The sequence below is a fragment of the Bradyrhizobium sp. WSM1417 genome (assembly GCF_000515415.1).
In the GTDB taxonomy this organism is placed as follows: Bacteria; Pseudomonadota; Alphaproteobacteria; order Rhizobiales; family Xanthobacteraceae; genus Bradyrhizobium.
In genome coordinates this window covers 7,610,013-7,629,308 of record NZ_KI911783.1, presented here as the reverse complement: position 1 = coordinate 7,629,308, position 19,296 = coordinate 7,610,013, and the positions used below count along the sequence as shown (strand labels likewise).

Genomic DNA, 19,296 nt, shown 5'->3' with positions numbered 1-19,296 from the left:
TCGACCATCTTAAGGGACCGACGTGGAATGCGTCGGGGCCTTTTGTTAGGGCTCCATCTACACCTGCAGCCGCTCAGGGGCGCGAAGCGGAAAGTATATGCTCGATCCGAGCGTTGCCGGTGGTCACCCCGGAGCAGACTTGACAGTCGGACGAGTGCAAGGCTCTCTCTCTCTGCGAGTTAATCAATAGCGTCGCAACGTCTGGCCGTGAGGGTTGACGAGATTGGACCGCGATCGCTGTTACCTTGGCCGCTTTTCGGCCAAATTGTTGTTTGTTGCTTGGTACTCGGGGCAGGACCTCATTTTGGAGCCCTGCAATGTTCAAGCAAGTATTTTCTGCGTGTTTCTTCGTTGTCCTCAGCTCGATCTGTTCGGAAGCAAGACCCTACCGCATCGGCCACGCGCCCGAATGCAACGTGATCATGCCATGTGACTTCTCGTCCGCGCAGCCGCGCGGCGAACGAATTTCGCAGTATTCACTGCAGGCGTATCGTCCCAAACAACTCGTGGTAACCGCAGCCAACAGCTTGGCGATGAGTGTCCCTGCTGAGAGCCGGATCGTCGGGGGTCGGCCGCCCGGCTGCCCGGCGGCATTCTGTGGTTGTGGCGCAGCGCTGCGCGTGTTTGGTCGTGTGGTGCCTGAATTAAACCTCGCAGCCAACTGGCTACGCTTTCCGCGTACGTCGCCGTCGCCCGGAATGGTCGCGGCACGCCGTGGGCACGTCTTCGTATTAGAACAGCATCTCGGAGGCGACATTTGGATGGCGTATGACGCCAACTCAGGCGGACACGCGACGAGGATGCACGCGCGATCGTTGCGTGGCTATACGGTTGTCAATCCACACGGTGCGGCCTGAAAGAGCGCGCGCCAGTTGGTGTACCGGGTTGTCGCTACGCGAACGTCAGCGCGTGTGCCCACGACCGCCGCCTGTGGCGCACTGGAATGGACGGCCCCCGACCGCCAGCCCCCCGTGTTGGTCGGGGCCGATTTTCGTCTGGTGCCCAACGCTCTGACACCATTTGACGAGAACCAGCCGGTTGTTTTTCCGGTTTTTTACAAAGTGGCGTTATGTCGGGTGCGATTGCCACCGTTCAAATTCTACTGCGGCGCCGCTGCGCGCTTCCAAGTGGTTCGCAGCGTCATACCGTTTGGAGTTCGGGGATTGTCGAATTTTAGTTCGTCGGAGTTTAGCAAAGTAATCGTTCTTTTCTGATTGGGAATGGCGGCGACGTTCGCGTAGGTGCTGCCGCAATCTTTGGAATTTCCGCGCGCGATTGGAAAAGCGAGAAATGGCCGTCCTCTGAGAAAATCATCACGCCCTTTGGGGAAGGACCGAAGGGTTCGCCTTTTTGGCCGTCGTCCATTTCACTGGTAACAGCGACTAGCGTCCACGCACCAACAAGCTGTTCCTTAGCCGAGTTCTGTTGCGCGAATGCTGCGACCGACAGGGCAAGCCCAAGCCCGATAGCAATAATGGCTTTGTTCATTATGTCGTCCACGACAAGATCAAATTGTGCAACTACGGTCACGTGAGATCAAGGTTGGCGTGAGCTTCGGGTCAAAATCGGCGAAGAAAACCCCACGATGCCACGCCGATCTAACCTGGACAGCGGGTCCACCCACAGACACAGACTAGCCGCAGTACCCACGCGCCAACCGCCAACCCAGCAGGAATGCCGGCTGATCTCCTACCCAGATGTGTGTCTCGGGATCATCGACCTGCGGCGGAGAGCGGGTCGGCCCACCCGTAAATTTCCCAAGTGCCGCGCCTGCCCCTGATCTGGTACGACGGCCCCAGCTCACCGGAATGAGGCGCATTCGGCCAAATGGATGATCTCGCAATGCTTCTCGCCGAGCTGGAGCGGTGCAAAGCAGAGTTCAAGCACCTGCAAACGGAGCTGAATTCCCCAAGGGTCGCCGGCCCAGTACAGCCAACAACGCTCCAAGATCTGGCGCGCCGGATGAGCGAGATCGCGGCCCGTCTTGAAGCTGCAACGCGCGCGATCTCAAAGGGACCTGCCAGCGGGATACATTGAGCAGTTCCGTCCACCGCCTCGTGGCGCGTGGCTACGTCGTCGTTCGCCGTCATGAAGATGACAGGACACTTCGATCCCGATGCCGTAAGTCGGCGATACAGCTCGATCCCCGAAATTCCGCCGAGGTTGATGTCAAGCAACAAACAGGTAGCCGTCTGCGCGCGCCCGCTCTCAATCAAAGCCTCCGCTGAACTGAACGTCCCGGCCTCGATGCCATCGAGCGCCAACAGCCGCGCCACGCCCTTCAGGAATGACGCATCGTCATCGAGCACGATCACGATCGCCGATTTCGGTGCCATATCCGTATCCAGCCCGATGTAGGGTGTGCCCAAGGTGTTAGCCGACCCTTGATCCAAATCAAAGAGGCCCTAGTCGGTCGCGAACACTCAGCGAAATCTACCGGGCAGACGGCTCAATCGGTGGTGTCCTCCATCAGGTTGCGAGGTCGCTTGGCCCATCTGCGACCTCGGAGCCCATCCGCTCTTCGGCCGATGTTGGCGGTCGAACCGGATATCGACGGCTACTTCTTCAACAGTATCCCCATCGCTCGCGCCATTCGCCTCACTGACCCTGCGTGACGGCCGAGCTCGGCTGCAATCTTCGATACGCCAGCTCCCGTCCGCGCCAGCTTGGACAATTGCTGGGCCTCGCGGTCCGTCCATTGTTTTGGCTTTGGTGTTTTCATGGTGCGGCGCTTGGGGGGAATTTACGGGTTGAAGTCGCCGTTGGCCCAACTGCGAGTACGGACGAGCATCGGGATTGTCGGCTCGGAACGAAAGTCAGAGAAGGCGAACCGGCTACTCGGACAGAAGAGCTATATAGATTTGGTCTAGGACGGTCGGTCTTGCGGCACCATCGAACAGCACCGTCAGGCCGGTGGTGCGATTGCTGACTTCGACAACCGTACCGGTCTTGTGGGCTAAATCTGGGAATTGAATGATCCCCAGCTCGCTCATCTCGAAACGTGTCCCGACAACAGACCTATCGCTCCTCGGAGCCGATCATGGCTTAATCCGAACTTGTCTCATTGCGAACCGACGAGACGCTTCTCTGCAATCGCCTTGCCCTTTGCCTTTCCGATGACAAACTGAACGCCGACCTGAGCCCCATCGACCCAAATCAGCTCGCAGCGCCGAAATGCCAGACCAGTGGAGGATAGGACCAGAAAGAATTCCTGCGCCTTCAGGGGCTCGATTGAACCCTCGACCTCAAGTTTGGCACCGCTTCCAGAGGCGTCGAGAAGAATGCAGGTTCGCCGCCATGTCCCATCGACACCCATGATGCTGACGATATGCTTGTGCTCAAAGCGAACACGGTTCGCTTGTCGATTGTCTCTCATTATCTGCTATCCCCCAATCCAAATCATTTGCTTCGAAATAGGTGCGCCGCCTCCCTGCGTGCGGCCTGAATAAGGTCGCCAAAAATGTCAGGCAGTCTCTGGCACAAGGGACTTGTCTCAGATCTCCCCTGCTAACGCCCGCTGAAATCGCAGTAATGACGACGTCGTCACAAATCGTTTGCAGGTCGGCCATTCTGATGTTGGTTCGTCGAAACGTTGATCAAAAAGCGATTACGAAAAATACAGCTACACGCGAGGGACGGCACAGGCCCACTCGGACCAGCGCTGCCATGACAGCCATGCGCCAGGGCGACCCTTCCTAGAATGTCCGTGTTCAAAGTTTCACCCCGAAGCGCTTAAGAAAGGTTTATCCGATTGTGAGCAGCCGGTATTGCGCTATGCAAGTTGCATAGAGAACGCTATCGAAATTGAGCAAAGCATCGGTTTGCGGCCCGGTTAAGGGCTTGGTTACTGGTCAGTGTCACCATTACGTACAGGCCGCCATATGCGGCAGGGCATTCTGAAAATAGTCTATTACTTCGACGCGCCCGGTTGGCGGTCTCTTGTAGGAGAGGCCCAATGTTTAAGGGCTTCATGGTCGCAGTCGTTGCGCTGATCAGTACAGCGCAGGTGGATCAATACCTAACTCACGGTCGGTACACCGATGCGGCGATGGCTATGCTGCGGCAAATACGTCATGCGTTTGGATTTTAGATAGTTGTTTGCGACGCGGTCGGTCCTTAACTCCCGCGGAGAAGCTAGACTGCGTGTTTCCGATCGGCTGCGTCCGGTCGGCCGTTTTGTCCCGCTACGGCCGGAAACGAGCTCAGCTTGAGAGCGAACTCGCCAGCTTTTCGGAACGCTTGCTCCCGACCCTGGCGGGGATGGTCGGGAGCTAGCTCGATGCAACGTACGGCAGGTGTTCCGGCGTCCGTTCTGCGAGCTGACTACCATTCTCGATCGTCGAGCTCGCCATAGTCCCGAACGATGTACTCTCGGGTGAAGCGCTCGACCGGACGCCAGTGCTCGCGAATAACGACGGTCGGAGTCGGCGGCCTCCAATAGTCAGGATGGATGACAATTGTCGGCGGCGGCGGGTATGCGGAGCCCGTATGAACATGCCAGCAAACGTCACCTCTGCAAGCGATGGCTGCCGAAGCGGCCGTATTGGAGAGCGCCAGAAGGTCGTGTCCCCGGTAGTGGTGTAGCTCGGTAGAGCAAAGCCGCCCGGACGCGCGCCTCGAAATAGCGCCGTAGCGGGCGGGCGGCTTTGCGGTGGTCACCGGCAGTTCTCCGGTAGGATCGGGTTGCGATACGCCAACGCAACCAGAGGAACCACCGATGACCGCCGACATGATGAACCTGCGCACGCTCGTGGAGAAGACCCCTGACGCCGATCTCTTGCGCGAGATGATCGGCTTTGCGGCCCAAAGGCTGATGGAGCTGGAAGTGGAAGGCCAGACCGGGGCGGCCTATGGCGAGAAGAACCCCGAGCGTCTGGCCCAGCGCAACGGCTACCGCGACCGGACCTGGGAGACCCGCGCCGGTGCGGTCGAGCTGCGCATTCCCAAGCTGCGCAAGGGCTCCTACTTCCCGGGCTTCCTCGAGCCGCGCCGCATGGCCGAGAAGGCGCTCACCGCCGTGGTTCAGGAAGCCTATGTGCAGGGCGTCTCGACCCGTTCGGTGGACGATCTGGTGCAGGCCATGGGCATGACCGGCATCTCCAAGAGCCAGGTCAGCCGGCTCTGCGCCGAGATCGACGACAAGGTGAAGGCCTTTCTCGCCCGCCCGATTGAAGGCGACTGGCCGTATCTGTGGATCGACGCCACTTACGTGAAGGTGCGCCAGCAGGGCCGCATCGTCTCGGTCGCGGTGATTGTCGCGGTCGGCGTCAACAGCGACGGTCGGCGCGAGGTGCTGGGCATGGACATCGGCCCGTCCGAGGCCGAGACGTTCTGGACCGCGTTCCTGCGCAAGCTCGCCCGCCGCGGCCTGCGTGGCGTCAAGCTGGTCGTCTCCGACGCCCACGAAGGCATCAAGGCCACTGTTGCCAAGGTGCTCAATGCCAGCTGGCAGCGCTGCCGCGTCCACTTCATGCGCAACGCGTTGGCGCATGCCGGCAAGAGCGGACGGCGTGTCGTCTCCGCCTTCATTGCCACAGCATTCGCACAGGACGATGCCGAGGCCGCGCGAACCCAGTGGCGCAAGGTCGCCGACCAGCTCCGGCCAAAGCTGCCGAAGCTGGCCGGCTTCCTCGACGAGGCCGAGGCCGACGTGCTGGCCTACATGACCTTCCCGCCGCAGCATCGGACCAAGCTGCACTCCACCAACCCGATCGAACGCCTCAACGGCGAGATCAAGCGGCGCACCGAGGTGGTCGGCATCTTCCCCAACGAGGATGCCATCGTCCGCCTCATCGGCGCGATCCTGCTCGAACAGAACGATGAATGGGCGGTCCAGCGTGCCCGTTACATGACACTGGAAACCATCGCGCCGTTGAGCGATGATCCGAGCGTCAGCCTCACGGCTATCGCCAGCTGACCAGCCCGGCTCTCGCCGGCGAACGCGGTGATCCACCGCCAGCTACACCACGCCACGGGAGTACGTCATGCCAAGCTGATGAGTGCTTGTGGGTGCAAGTCCCATCCGGCCAAAGCCGTAGCAGGCAAGCCGGGACCGAGTCTTGCGGGCGTCGCGGCAACGCGAGGTCTGAAGTGTAGACAGGAGCCATGCGGGGTGCGGGAACGAGCCTCGAAAGGTGGATGTTCGCGGAGGCCGAGTGTGTTCCCTAAGCACGAAGGCAGCATGAGCATTGTCGTTATGCGAGACGATGCCGCTCCGTCGGGGTCGATGGCCGCATCACGCATGGAAGGCAATCATCGGAACATGAGAGGCCCGACCGGGTCCACTGGATCGGTCTCCAGTGGGGGACAGCGGCAAGGCACTGCCAGAGCCGCGGTCCGAGCTGAGGTCGGGAGTCGGACTGGCCCATAGTACCTATGAAGTCGTCGAAGGAAACGAGACGTATGGAGGGAAGGGGCCAGCCCGAGGGGAGCCCGCGCGAGAAGGCCAAGGTCCGGACACAGAGCCGGGTTGCCTTGCCGCCGAACCTCGAGCGGGTGAACGTGGCGGCCAAGCAGGCTGCCCAAACCCGGTTCACGGCCTTGCTGCACCATGTCGACGAGGACTCTCTGCTTCGGGCGTTTCGACGACAAAAGCGGCAGGCCAGCGCGGGGGTCGATGGGGTAACGGTGGCGAAGTACGAAGAGAGGCTCACGGATAACATCCGCGAGCTCTGCGGACGGGTCCACACGGGTCGCTACCGGCCACAGCCGGTGCGGCGAGTCTACATCCCCAAAGCCGATGGCGGTAAGCGGCCTCTCGGTGTGCCGACGTTAGAGGACAAGATCGTCCAAAGCGCGGTGGCCGAGGTGTTGAGCGCCGTCTACGAGGTCGACTTCCTCGGGTTCTCCTACGGCTTCCGGCCGGGGCGGAATCCTCATATGGCGCTTGATGCCTTGCACACGGCGATCATGAGCCAGCGCGTCAACTGGGTGCTCGATGCCGACATACGCAGCTTCTTCGACTCGGTCGACCACGAGTGGCTGTTGCGGATGGTGGCGCACAGGATCGCCGATCCTCGCATATTGCGGCTGATAGAGCTGTGGCTGCGGGCCGGCGTTCTTGAGAGCGGCGAGAAGCAAGAAACGGACAGGGGTACCCCGCAGGGGGCGGGCATCAGTCCGCTCCTCGCCAACATCTTTCTGCACTACATCCTCGATCTCTGGACCCATCAATGGCGCCGTCGCTGCGCACGCGGTCGCGTTGTGGTCGTGCGCTATGCGGACGACTTCGTCATGGGCTTCGAGAGCAAGGCGGATGCGCAGGAGATGCTCTTGGCGCTCAAGGCGCGGCTGGCCAGCTTTGGCCTGATGCTTCATGAGGGCAAGACGCGGTTGATCGAGTTCGGTCGGTTTGCGGCCCTCTCGCGTCAGCGGCGCGGCGAGCGGCGACCCGAGACCTTCGCCTTCCTCGGCTTCACCCACTATTGCGGGCGGACCCGGGACGGCCGGTTTATCGTGAAGCACAAGACGGAAGGGAAACGCCTGACGCGCAAGCTGACGGCGTTGCGCCAGGAAGCCTGGCGGCTCATGCACGAGTCGTTGGCCACCCAGCACGAGTGGTTCGCCGCAGTGCTGCGTGGACACTACGGCTACTATGGCAGGCCGCACAATTATCCAGCGCTCAACGGCTTCTACCGCGAAGTGCGTCGGACTTGGCTGCGCTGTCTGAGACGGCGCAGTCAGAAAAGTCGGCGCATGGGCTGGTCGGAGTTCGAGGCCCTGACGGCACGCTTCCGTCTGCCCGTTCCACGCATCACACGCACTTGGGCGCAGGCTCGGATATGACGCGGGTTACCCTCGGGAAGAGCCGGGTGCGGGAAAGCCGCCCGCCCGGATCTGTGAGGGCGAAAGCCAAATGGCTGAGCTACTCGACCACGATCCGCCAGAATACCGGCAGCAACGCAAGCCGCCAAAAGACCCTGTCGACTTACTCTGAGGGTGAATTTTTTCATGTTTCCCTCCTGCGTAGAAAGGCTTCTTCTTTGCTGCCCCGAAACAAGCCCCCAACATTAAAACTCGCCCGACCAGACAGCGCGGCCGCCGCGGGCGAGGCTTAATCGCATGATCGGACCTTCGACAGAACGGAGATCGGCGTGCTGTGGGGTGCCTCCCATCAGGGAAGCCAACTTTGTCTCGCAGCAGCGAAACGTCACGTCGCCCTCGGCCCGAACTGGGCTGAATCAATGACGCTCGAACAGCGACAACATATCTAACGGCCTCAGCGTGGCCTGCTTTTCCCGTCAGCGAGCGAGGATGAGCTTTGCCCAGGGATCTATCGCTCAATATGGGCGGGGCCGCCGACCGAGGGGACGGGCGAGCGCCGGACTTCTTCGGTTCATTCAGACCAAGCTTGCCTGGATTGCATCGAGGGTAAAAGGCTTGAGATAAGTCCCGAGACTTTCTGGTAACTGAGGTCGCTCGGTCTTCAGTTGAAGCTGAAAAGCGTTTGCCCCAATCGCTCCTTCAGCGTGTCCAGCAACGACATCCTCGTATCAGGCGCCGTACCGTGCACCCCTGCCATTGGTGCGGGCACAATATTCAACGGCTGCGCTGCTCGATGCTTGGCGACTTTTTCCGCAGGTTGACGTTTTGCGATATGCTTCGTCTTGGAGGCCTCGCCAACTGACCTTGGAACTGCTGGGATAGGGCTAACGTCGAATTCAGCAGATGCGCTCTGCGGTCCCTGATTAGCGGATTTGCTCGTGGTTATCGATGGAGCGGCACTGATGCTCGGCGGCACCTCAGTAGTCGGCAAACTGGTGTCGATTACTACCCGCTCAGGTAACGGCTCGAGTGAAGTGATCCTGATTGCCGGCCGCTCTGTGTCACTGGTAATCGGTTCTGTTGGCTGTTGCGGGAAGCACCAGCCGACTCCGATCAGCAATAGGACGAGAGCACTGCCGACAAATCCAAAGTATCTCATGAAAGGCATAGGACGCCTCCGTTTTGGCGACGACCTTGAGACCGGGATTGTTAGCAGAAAGCTAAAGATAGATTAAAACGGAGAACATGGTTATTACGCATGCTGCGGTGCAGAGGTAGCTATCTCGCCGGCGTCCGTGACTTCGATGCTGCATCGTAGATCTCGATCTTCAGCATCGCTGTACTTGGCGGGGTTGCGGACTTTCGACGTGAAGCTTTGGTTTGTTCATTCTTGGTTTATCCGGTTGGAGAACGCCCTTGCTGCTGAGGCTCTCGAAATTCGCCGAACTGGATGCTTGGGGTTTCCCAACCGGCGTAAGCACAGACCACAAGGACAAAGACCCGAAATGCAATCGACATGCCGCCCACCCTTTCTTGTTGGCGACAACGATACAAGCAAGCCCTTACGAGCAGCTTAGGAGAAACGCTTTGCGCAAGGTTACGTGGGGAGAGAGGGAACTGAACGGCGCATCAGTGCGTCGTTGGCTGCTCCGATTCAGCATTCATAAATGAATTCGCTATCGTGACCAGATGCACAGCGGCGGTCCCTAGTTGCTCCATTTCTTTGTCAGCTGTGTAGGCGGCAGCAGCACGGCGGTATGCAATGGCCACCGTTGCGTAGGCATCCGTAATCAGTACAGCCGAGTGATCGTGCTCATCCTTTGCTTCCGGAACACGGATTTTTACAACTTTCATGGCCGCCTCCGCAGCCAACTCGGCGAGCGTCTCATTTTCTAAGCTCGGATCAGAAACTCCGGCCTGACACGCAGCAGCCGCCCCGGCGATCACCTGGTAGTATTGCTGCTTGTGCAATTCACTCGACGTTAGATAACTCTGCAAGAGGCGACGAGCTCTCGTCTCCAGGTATCTCCGGTCGTCGCGGATCTTTCGGTTAGGCGAGTTGGACCACCTGAACATCGTTCGCCTGTACTTATGCACGCTGGTGGAACCAAAGCGCAAGCGACTATAAGGTTCCACCCGGAGCGACTGGGGCGATCGCTGAGCGAAAGGGGCCGGAGTGTGATGAGTGGCAATTTCTAGCTTTCGGCTAGGTCTCTCTCTGTTGCCGAATGTAATCAGAAGCAAAGTCTACCGCTGATGACCGAGCCCGATCCCGAGCTTCAGCGCCTTCTGTCGCAACGAACCTACTGATCTCTTCGTCAGCTTAGAAATCGGCGACAGGGGTTCTCGCTTCAACAATCGTCTTGCGCAGGGCAGGAGAGCGACCGAGAACATATGTAAACCAGACCGTGAAATTTGTCGGGATGATCGGAATGTTCAGTTCGGACATGAGCCGAACCGCTTCTCTAGATATCGAGGCAGCGTGTTGTTTCCATGCGGCGGCTTGATCCGATCAAAATGCATGGGGCTGAGCTTCGAAGCATCAGCCAAATCACGTGTCCGGACAATGTAGCTTAGGTCGAGACTGCATCTGATGCGCAAATTGCATCAAAGTAGCCTCTCATTCCGATTTACCTGATCTTTCCTGTTCGCAGACTAGCGTAGGGCGTGAGTGTCAGAAGCTATGAAACGAAGACGTGAGATCATGATTAGCCAGCAACTCGGAGGCGAGATCTGGGATGCTGCTGGCCCTTTTGACTCCTTTGAAGCGGCGTCGCGATACTTAGCTGGAGCACCGCCAGGCGAGTTTCTAATCACCTCCTGCTTTATCTCTGGTGGGACGAGACTGTGGCTCATGGTCACGTCGCCGGCGGATGTTGAAATCACCTAACAACCCAGTAGGTTAATTGCCCCTTTAAACGCTTGAACCAGCCCCGCGAGCTGTCTTTAGTTCAGAGATCCGTACTCCCCTAATGACTTACCTTCGTGTTGTTTGGGGCGAAATGGTTCGGATGATCCGCTAGTGCCATCGCTTCACGACGGACCAGTAACGAAAAGCAGGCTTGCTGACGTCGTCGCGTAACCGTCACGGCGCGGAGCTCATCGAGCTTGCCCCTGATCCTTTGTGGTGAGACTTTCCAGCTGCTCCACGGTCGCCAGCCTTTGGAGTTCGTCCCGGTAGTCCAGGATGTCACTCCGGGTGCCTATAGGACACCGGAGCCCGACGAATGTTCGCCTCGGGCACGGTCCTCTTGCAGCGCTCCGCACGCAAGACCGTAGCATTAGCGCTGCTCCGCGAGCACTGCGCGACGACCTCGCATCATCATTAAGTGAATGAGATCCGCTGAGTTTCCGGTTTTTGCTCCGAAAGTTGGAGGGAACCTTGGAGACGAGCGGAGCATTTTATCGCAATGATGAGGCTCAGTATCGGCTTAGCTGCGCTTGCTGGCTCGCTCTTCTTGTTTGAGCTTTGGCTCTCGCAGCGCGAGATTCAGAAGGGCATCGAACGGCTAGAGCGTTATCAAATTCCGCACGCTCTCAATCGCTGATGCCACGTGCGCCGGCGCCGGTCCTCACGGCACCCGGTTGGTGCGGCGTAACCACTCTGAAACGTTTCTGGGCCTGACTCGGACCAGAGCGAACAGATTGGTTTGCGTCACCTATTTTTGCGCTCGCGATTTTCGTACTTTCCAAGACAGCGGGAATCACCGTGCTTTACGAGCTCGACCTCTTGAAGGGGCGGATAGCAGTGAAGCAGTGCGTATTCGTTCGTGTATGGCGCAGGCGAGCGGACGCAAACGCTCGCGTCAACGGGTAGATCGACCAACTGCCCGTCCATGAGCATGTGGCTGCACTTGTCTTTTTGCTTTGTCTTGTCTGCCGTGGTGTCAGCGGCCCTAGCAGCGCCGATGGAGGCGGAGACGATACATGCGATCATCAGTGCGCGCATTCTGATTCCCTTTCCTTTTTCCACATGGGGTGCTCTGAAGGGGATTCCTGCACTTGGAGCCATCAGGCGCCGCGTTCTAGTTCCAAGTGCAGAGTTTGCATCCGGATGGGTGAAGCTGAGGCCGAGGCGCCGGGCAGGACCTTCGCGCATATTCGCCACTACAGCGAGATTTTCCAGGTGACCTAATATCGTCGTGCCCGACGCTGGCGATGATCGTGATGGACTGCCGATCCGTCAGCAGTAGCCATCAGCGGCGCACGCCATGTCCGACGCAGTGTGGGTTCGGAAGTTCAGATAGGAGGGCGCCACGATCACCAAGGCTGTTCCAGATAGGACGAGCAAACAGGCAATCACAATGCGCCGCGGAACGCGCTTTCCATTTGAATAGCTCATGATTTAATTGCTCCGCTGAAGCTGGAGTTTTGCGCCCCCGCGAATAGAAGCAATTGTGAACTAGTTCATAGATTTGAGATGAAATTTGAAGTCGGGGGCGCAGTTGGGCGAGATCCAGCAGCGGGTTGATATCGACGCGGACGTGCGGACTTGATCCGCGCCAACTTCGGAGTGCAGTCGTTGCCTCGCCATGTTGGCGCGGTTTCAAACGCTTAAACAGCATAAGAAAGAGCGCCGCCGGGCTCGAAATGAAGGTCCCCCCGGCAGCGCTCTTGTCTCAGACCGGGCACTGAAATCCCACTCCGTGTTCGACTATGCAATGATTATGCCACAGGTTGATGACAGCGCCTTGCTCGACCGGCGGGCTTCCGGAAACACACGAACTGAACGCCCGTCCAAGGTTCCGTCGTCATTGAGCAATCTCAAAGCGGCTCTGCCGAACTCCTTTTAACTTAACTCCCGTAACCGAACGACCGGCCGCACCGGAAGCTGAGGTTATGGCCCCGGGCTCCTAGGCACGCCGGGGCTGCCTTGTTTTGAGGACCTTCAGCGGCGGCCGCTTTCTATGCCACGGTTCACGCCGGCCACCTCGTACTCAAACGCGACGCCATCCGGATCGTTTTCGTCAATCCAGGCCCGCGCGGCTTCCTCATTGGCGAACACCTTCAGGTCCTCGCCCTGGTCGTAGATCCATACAGTCGTGGTCGCGCCGGGATCCTAGGATGAACGCGAGCATTGACGAGGACCTCCGTAATTGCCTCGCGGAGACTGTCGCGGTCGAGAATGCGGATCAGCCGGTCGACCGTCGCTGCTGCATCGCGCTCCTGCGTGAGACAATCGGCCAGCGCTATCATGGCAAGGTCATAGCTCTGCTCGATCCTCTCGGCGGGGGGCAGATGCGCCATGGTCAAGGGGCTCCGCGCAGCGGCAGCGCCAGTTGGATGGCAAACGGTCGGCTGGCATTCGCTTCTATGAAGGCACGCAGCGCCGGCGCCATCTCGGGGTCGCCTACGTCGCGCTCAGCCAGCTCGTCCGCGACCTCGCTGGTCGCATCGCGAGACCAACCCTCGATGGCATTGAACGCGACGATGCGGACCGGATAGGCGTATTGGCCAGAAAGCAGATCGCGGATGAGCGTCTCGAAGTCGGTATCCTGCTCGTCCGTCTCCCGCCAGGCGCAGCCCGCGCGCGCTCCGAAATCTTCCAAGACGAGATAGATATCGCGATCGAGGCGATCGAGCGGCACGATCGAGGGCGAGGAACGCATACGCTTACTCCGGAACAGGGAGAGACGGCCCCGGCTTCGAAGGGGTGGCCGGTATGACCGGGGCCGCTCCGCCGGCTTGGGCACCAGCGACTCAGCCAACGGCGCAGTGAGCACGCCGTTCCCAGCCCTACCCGCAGCGTATCGCGGCGCACGCTTGCCGATCCGCGAGGCCGGCTTTTTATGCAGAATTTTAATGTGTCACTCGAGGAAGAAGGCGAATGTTTTAGCGACTCGCGGTTATATGGTGCCTGGTCGCAGCCGCTCTGCGACCAGGCGGCCGGGCGCCATGGTCTTCCTGCAACCCCAGGGCAATGGATGCTCGGCCGCTGCAGCTAACAGGGGGCGGTTAGACTAGGCAACATCGCCTGACGTCATTCCTGCGCGATGCGGAAGACTTGAGACTTAAATGCCACGCCTCGCGCGGCGAACCGTCAGATAGCATGCGGCGAGCGAGGAGATCCTTCCAAGGCGGCTTGCGGAGGATGAATATTGTCTGTGCTGACAAGCGCGCAATCCTCGCACCTGAACAGCCAAGATCTCGCATGTTCGCCCAAATACCTCATCGGCTGTAAGCAAAGATCGCACTTCCGAACTGGCTTATTGCCGCCAGCTTCCGTGAAAATGAACTTCATCTCCACCCCCCTGCGCCTCAGGCCATACGAATCTGATTCGCGAGGAAGTTAAAGAGGGCGTGCGGCTACAGTTCGCGATTCATGGCGGGGTGTTGCCTATTCTTCACCTTACCCAATGCTTCTGTCGGCGCCCCGGTCAGGCCGATCGCGGTGCTTTGAGACCAAGCCCTTCAAGCCCATGCCGCAGGCGGCCGGTAAAGATCGGGACCAATCTCGCCCCGCTCAAAGGGCGCCACGGTGATCCCGTCCGGCCGGCGCGCCAGCAGGCGCTGCAAATTTATCTTCGCAGATGCAGTGGCAGGCCGCGAAGATCGTCGCCGCCCACGGCGAGAACGTCGAAACGTAAAGCTGGGACGACCGTATTCTCGTGTTTCATTTACTTGAACGGGCAGTGTCGGCCACGCTCTTGCATACCGCATTGACGGCACAGAAGTGCCGCAGCCAGATCGTTACAAATTTTTTCCGATGTCACCGACGACCTTCTGCCGAGCTGACCGCCGAGATTGCAACGTTCTAATCTTTGTAACCGTCGTCCAGATTGTGTGGCCACTCCCTGCCACAAGAACTGCAATAAATTTCAGCGGTTCAACAAGTGTGAGCGGCACAACAAGCGAAAAAGGCGAAGGGTACGGCTTTAGCTGTTGAATACGGCGGCAAAGTCTCGCAAAAATGGACGCGCCGTCTAATGCGTGGACGGGCCAATAAAGCAATAGGTGAACCTCGTCCGACGCCGACAATACTGCTTTGCACTCGATGGTGCCGCACAGTGCTGACTAGCGCAGGCCGAAGAACGACAGAACGATCCCGATCACAACGATCAAGCCGACAATATAAATGATCCCATTCATTGAAAGCTCCTCAGCTTCCCTGCCCGAAGGACAATAGAACATCGCGCAGATGGTTCCCCCGCTTCGGCTCAGGAACCGAGGCGATCGGCCAAACCTTCGAATGGAACGAGACGAGACGTTCGGAGCTTTATGGGATCGAATCCCGGAGAACTGCCATGAAAGTGACCGCTCTTCTCATTGCAGGAGCTCTCACCTGCACTAGCACCTTAAGTTTTCCGCAGGGCAGCGGAGGGGGAGGGTGAAGTGGTGCTGGTTCTTCGAGCGGAGCAACCGGCTCTGGCAACACGGCTGCGGGATCCAGCTCGAGCGGTGGGACCGTGAACGGTACGGCTGGCTCACCCGGGCCAAACACGAGCAACGCCCTTAGTCATGGCACGACTGGAAACCGAATTCCCAGTTCTGCCCGCTACCAACGGGAGCAACGGTAGTTCATCGCCAGCCAGCAGGTACGCAAACGACAGAACGATGAACAAGGCCGTGCAAGATCTCGGGAATACCAACAACGGAATCTTAGGACCGCAGCACTGAAGTGGTCCGATCCCTGCCTCAGCTTGGCCTTGTTAGACTGCTCGGCTGCACCGGATCTGATTGCCCCAAGTAAGGATTTCTCATGTCTGACCTAGGTATCCAAGTTCGGTCTCAAGTCAAGGAAATGGCTGAAAACAGCGTTGATCAGGCGGAGAAGGCTATTGCCGCCTTTCTGGATGCCGCAGCGAAGTCAGTCGAGATGGTCCCCGCTCCCGCCAAAGACTTCTCGAAGAAAACTCTGTCGATCACAGAGCAGAACATGAAAGCCGCCTTGGAGCATACACGAAAACTGATCCATGCATCCGACGTGAATGAGTTCATGCGGCTGCAGAGCGAGTATCTAAAAGCCCAGTTCTCCATCGCACAAGATCCGATAAAGGAACTTGGCAGCGGAATGTTGCCGTCCAGCAAATCAGCGTCGCAGAACGATGTATAATTAGCTCGTGTTTCGAGTCGCTATCTAGTCGAAGGCAAGCCGTGTGGCCTCCGAGGAGACTGCACCGATAAGTGAGCTGTCAGATGAGCAAGCGAACCAAAGATCGAAAGTTGAAGAGCTCTACCGCTCTTTCGAAATCTTCTGAAGAAGATGTCAAGCCGGTTGACCTGAACATCGAAGCCCCCAAGGTCGCTTCTGCCGAGGTGGAGACTGTTGACCCGCTGATTGAGGTCGCAAACATTCCTGAACAAGTTGCGGCAGAGGGGTCTCATGAAGTTGTTTCGACTGAAACGCAGACTCTTGTTTCCTTCCCTAGAGACGTTCCCGAAGCCTTCGCAATTGGCTCTGCATTCCCCTGGTCTCAACAAAAACAGCTGTTGGAGATGGCAGAACGAAATACGAGATTCCTATGGCACTTTGTCGGACTGTTTGCTGGGGCTAAGTCCCCTCAGGATCTTCTCGCCATAACAGCTGAATTTTTTAGAGAAGGCGGAGTGTTGTTCAAGGAACAGTCGGAGACGCTCCTCGAACTTTACGTAGCAAGCCCCTCCAAAATTAATCCCCCAACTGCGTAGCGAAAGCGGCAGCTGTCGCCTTCCATGGTACTCCTGAATGATTTCGACGGAGGTGCCCATGTTGCGGACAACCTCGAACACGCTGCCCCCCTTGCGCAGTGCATTGATCGTTTGTCAAGTTGGCAGTTTGCCTGGTCCGCATCTCACAAATTTTGTTTTGTGCGAGTTTTTCCCAATCTCAATCGTCGTGGGATTAACAATCGTCAGAAGATAGGTGATCTTTCGAGTAAACCAGAGCCGCCTCCTAGCATCGGGTGTTTCAGTAATCCAATAACCTTTCGGTGCAGGCTTAGCGGAGGAAAGTGAGCTGACTAGCTGCGTACTCGGCGTGACGTCGTACCGCTTGTCCCCATTGAATATAAGCATTTCAGCTATCAAATGCCGACCTACCGCTTCGACGCCAGACAGTCGGACGGTGAAGCAAGCTTCATCGACTCCGATAGGGAAGTTGGGATCGAGAGTGACCCAGATCCCCGTCACTGGATACACATCGGCTATAGCCGGAGAACTGAGAGGCAGGCCTACCAAGGCGAACAGCCCAGCGCATTCTGCTAATCGCTTGTGGGCTCCGAAATACGAGGACCCCATTGCAAACCTCTGCGAGTATCGATCAGGAGGCGAGATATTGTGCAGCCTGCATGTCTTACGCTTGCTGACCGTTCCAAACGGCCGAAGCGTGGTTACGTCCCAAGCGCCGCGTCGTTTGCTCAAACCACACCATTTAGGAACTGGCTAACCTCCTCGAAAAACTGCGGCATGCCCGGGTCATTCTGCAACGGCAGGTGGTCGGCGAGAAGTTGTCCAGTAACATTCTGGATGAGGCAATGCGGGGTCAAATTTGGGCTCTGACGCATATTCGATGATCGTGTTTGTTTTTATGGCGCGCCAATCAGCCTAGCCTGAAGGAGATCGAGCTTAGCGCGCCCGTACATCTGCCGCTTGACCAGCTTGAGCTTGGTGATCTGAGCTTCCACTTGGCCATTGGACCACGGTTGCGTGATAGCCGCGTGCACCGCGCCCTTGTCGTTGGCGATCCCATTCGCGAACGAGCCAATGAGGCTCCGCTTGGATTCATCTATCCAAGGTTCGAGCTCGATCTCGGCCCTCTTTCGGATCATCGCGTGGAAGCGGCCAACGAGAGCGTTGGCATCGGCCAGCATAGGGACGCTTTGTTCAATAGCGGCAACCGTGACGGTCTCGGCCTTGGTTAGGTGGTCCCGCTTCATCGTCATCAACTGCACTATAGTCCGGGCGGCGGGGACCCTCTGCAATTGTTGACGGCTGATGGTCTCGGCGCGTCGCCGTCGCGTGGCCCATTCCGCCACCACGCGCAGCGATCCCTTAAAGCCTTGCCCTCTCAAACGGCGCCAGAGTTCGGCACCGTTACGACAGCCGCCTGACCACTGCGCGTCCAGGAACGGCAGGTGCCCATCCAGGGTGCTTTGACGGGTGCGGAAGATATCCGTACCGCCGCCGCGACTAATTTGGCGAACCAGATTGCGACTATGTCCTGTGCGGCGGACGATCTCCTTGAGCGGCACACCGTCGCTGACAAGAGCCGCGATTGCGGCATGGCTGTCCTGGCGCCGCAGATAACCCTGATAGCGAAGCTTTTCCGCGCAGGTCAGCAGTTTAAGATCGATCGTCGTCGCCCCGATTGCGGCTCGGATTTTGCTCATCGAACGGCGCACCGCTTCAAGGAAGGCCGCGCTCGCGTTTTCCATCAGATGCCAGCGGTCGGCGACCTGGATGGCGTTCGGCAGCGCCTTGGCTGCTGCCTCGCCATATCCACCACCGCGATCTCGCGACACAATGTTGATGCCCGGGTGCTTCGACAGCCACGCCTGAACGGTCGCCATTTCCCGGTCGGGTAGCAAGGCAACGATCCGCCGACGCTCCAAATCGCACACGATGGTCCCGTACCGACGATTTCTCCGGAACGCCCAGTCATCAATACCCACAACAAGCAAGGGATCCATCGGCATCGCCGCCCGCCGGCGGACCACCCGCAGCAAGGTATCGTTGCTGACAGGCAGCATGAGCCGCTTGGCGAAGCTTGCTGCCGGCCGGCCGCCGAGCGCCAACCCCAGGTGATGGACGATGTGTTCGAGCCGTGCCGTCCGACGCCGTCGAAGCGGAACGACGTCTTCTCCGAACCGCTCCGCGAAGATCCGCCGGCGGCAATGCGGCACCTCGCATGTGAAGCGCCGCGTGAGTAATCGGAGGCGCACCTTTCTGCCCGCTGATGGCAAATCGGCCACGTGCCGGATGTAGCGGCTATGGACTCGGCGCGATAGTGTCGCGCACAAAGGGCACTGGGCCTCCGCAGCCTCTGACCGAACAGCCAGAATAACCGAATCCTCTGAATCACTTACGCCATCAAAGACCAAACCACTCGGTACTAGCGATGAAATTCGAAAGCCTGTCCGCATGGCGCCGATTCTCCGTTGAAGAACCACAGTCGCCGGCGAACTTCATCAGAAATGAGTCAGAGCCAATATTGCAGGCCGAATGACAACCACCCGGGACCGTTCAAAGTTCAAAGGCCCACCGGAGACCCTTTTTTGCTGCCTGAAATCCCCGACTCGTCTCGCGCTTCTCGGCGGCACGGCAGCGTGTGTCCGTTGCAACGCAGGAAAACTGTCGGCTCAATTGAGCGCTTGTGCCAAGATAGTGCGAGATATCCGAGCTAGAGGCGATTCTCCCGGGAGAGCGCGGCCAGCGCGGCCACGGCATTCACTTTTTCCATATTTCGACGATTGTTTAATTTTGCGCCGATGCCCAACCGGCACGATCATGTGGATGTGCGGATGGTGGATCATCGCCGAACCCGAGGTATGCAGCACCGCAGTGGCACGGATACGTGCGCCGAGATGCCCGGGATTTGCGGCGATGATCGTCATC

Annotated in this window: 15 protein-coding genes and 1 pseudogene; 6 read left to right on the top strand and 10 right to left on the bottom strand. The window is 58.6% G+C overall.

The annotated features are described in order from the left end of the window. Positions 1–317: 317 nt before the first annotated feature. On the top strand, positions 318–857 hold the full coding sequence (locus BRA1417_RS45170; protein ID WP_198034901.1) for a hypothetical protein: 540 nt from the start codon (positions 318–320) through the stop codon (positions 855–857). 331 nt (positions 858–1,188) lie between these two features. Here BRA1417_RS45170 and BRA1417_RS41510 read toward each other — a convergent pair whose 3' ends face one another. From BRA1417_RS41510 to BRA1417_RS0137300, 4 genes are all read right to left on the bottom strand, one after another. Further along, positions 1,189–1,488 (bottom strand): lipocalin-like domain-containing protein, encoded by a 300-nt coding sequence (locus tag BRA1417_RS41510; protein WP_156949099.1) that lies wholly within the window; start codon positions 1,486–1,488, stop codon positions 1,189–1,191. Positions 1,489–1,712: 224 nt separating this feature from the next. After that, positions 1,713–2,336: a response regulator transcription factor gene (locus BRA1417_RS43450; protein ID WP_084462544.1), complete on the bottom strand. Its 624-nt coding sequence runs from the start codon at positions 2,334–2,336 to the stop codon at positions 1,713–1,715. Positions 2,337–2,834: 498 nt separating this feature from the next. After that, entirely contained in the window at positions 2,835–2,993 is a 159-nt protein-coding gene (locus BRA1417_RS44560; protein ID WP_156949098.1) for a hypothetical protein, read from the bottom strand. 68 nt (positions 2,994–3,061) lie between these two features. Then, positions 3,062–3,379, bottom strand: coding sequence for a PilZ domain-containing protein (locus tag BRA1417_RS0137300; protein ID WP_156949097.1), 318 nt, complete (start codon positions 3,377–3,379; stop codon positions 3,062–3,064). 576 nt (positions 3,380–3,955) lie between these two features. On the opposite strand from BRA1417_RS0137300, the gene BRA1417_RS46085 reads away from it, so the two are divergent. From BRA1417_RS46085 to ltrA, 3 genes are all read left to right on the top strand, one after another. Next, positions 3,956–4,090, top strand: coding sequence for a hypothetical protein (locus BRA1417_RS46085; protein WP_256379220.1), 135 nt, complete (start codon positions 3,956–3,958; stop codon positions 4,088–4,090). A 627-nt stretch (positions 4,091–4,717) separates the two neighbouring features. Continuing rightward, positions 4,718–5,917 carry an IS256 family transposase gene (locus BRA1417_RS0137295; RefSeq protein WP_027520164.1) on the top strand — a complete coding sequence of 400 codons (1,200 nt, stop codon included), beginning with the start codon at positions 4,718–4,720 and terminating at the stop codon, positions 5,915–5,917. Between the two features lie 458 nt (positions 5,918–6,375). Beyond that, positions 6,376–7,785, top strand: coding sequence for a group II intron reverse transcriptase/maturase (gene ltrA / locus BRA1417_RS0137290; protein ID WP_027520163.1), 1,410 nt, complete (start codon positions 6,376–6,378; stop codon positions 7,783–7,785). A gap of 640 nt (positions 7,786–8,425) precedes the next feature. Here the strand turns inward: ltrA and BRA1417_RS44555 are convergent. The 4 genes from BRA1417_RS44555 to BRA1417_RS0137255 all read right to left on the bottom strand — a co-directional run bounded on the left by BRA1417_RS44555 (position 8,426) and on the right by BRA1417_RS0137255 (position 13,373). Beyond that, positions 8,426–8,932 (bottom strand): hypothetical protein, encoded by a 507-nt coding sequence (locus BRA1417_RS44555; RefSeq protein WP_156949096.1) that lies wholly within the window; start codon positions 8,930–8,932, stop codon positions 8,426–8,428. A gap of 461 nt (positions 8,933–9,393) precedes the next feature. Further along, positions 9,394–9,762: a hypothetical protein gene (locus BRA1417_RS0137285; protein ID WP_156949095.1), complete on the bottom strand. Its 369-nt coding sequence runs from the start codon at positions 9,760–9,762 to the stop codon at positions 9,394–9,396. Positions 9,763–12,771: 3,009 nt separating this feature from the next. Next, complete coding sequence (locus BRA1417_RS45220; protein ID WP_027520160.1) at positions 12,772–13,011, bottom strand: hypothetical protein; 240 nt, start codon at positions 13,009–13,011, stop codon at positions 12,772–12,774. Between the two features lie 2 nt (positions 13,012–13,013). Further along, positions 13,014–13,373: a hypothetical protein gene (locus BRA1417_RS0137255; protein WP_027520159.1), complete on the bottom strand. Its 360-nt coding sequence runs from the start codon at positions 13,371–13,373 to the stop codon at positions 13,014–13,016. A 2,090-nt stretch (positions 13,374–15,463) separates the two neighbouring features. Here BRA1417_RS0137255 and BRA1417_RS0137245 point away from each other — a divergent pair. Then, the gene (locus BRA1417_RS0137245) at positions 15,464–15,817 is read left to right on the top strand and encodes a phasin family protein (RefSeq protein WP_027520158.1); all 354 of its coding nucleotides are present in this window, start codon (positions 15,464–15,466) and stop codon (positions 15,815–15,817) included. Between the two features lie 83 nt (positions 15,818–15,900). Beyond that, positions 15,901–16,392 carry a hypothetical protein gene (locus BRA1417_RS0137240; protein ID WP_156949094.1) on the top strand — a complete coding sequence of 164 codons (492 nt, stop codon included), beginning with the start codon at positions 15,901–15,903 and terminating at the stop codon, positions 16,390–16,392. A gap of 875 nt (positions 16,393–17,267) precedes the next feature. Here the strand turns inward: BRA1417_RS0137240 and BRA1417_RS0137225 are convergent. Beyond that, complete coding sequence (locus tag BRA1417_RS0137225; protein WP_027520101.1) at positions 17,268–18,824, bottom strand: ISL3 family transposase; 1,557 nt, start codon at positions 18,822–18,824, stop codon at positions 17,268–17,270. A gap of 216 nt (positions 18,825–19,040) precedes the next feature. Continuing rightward, a pseudogene (locus BRA1417_RS46080) lies at positions 19,041–19,283 on the bottom strand (transposase); the annotation flags it as partial. Between the last annotated feature and the right edge of the window lie 13 nt (positions 19,284–19,296).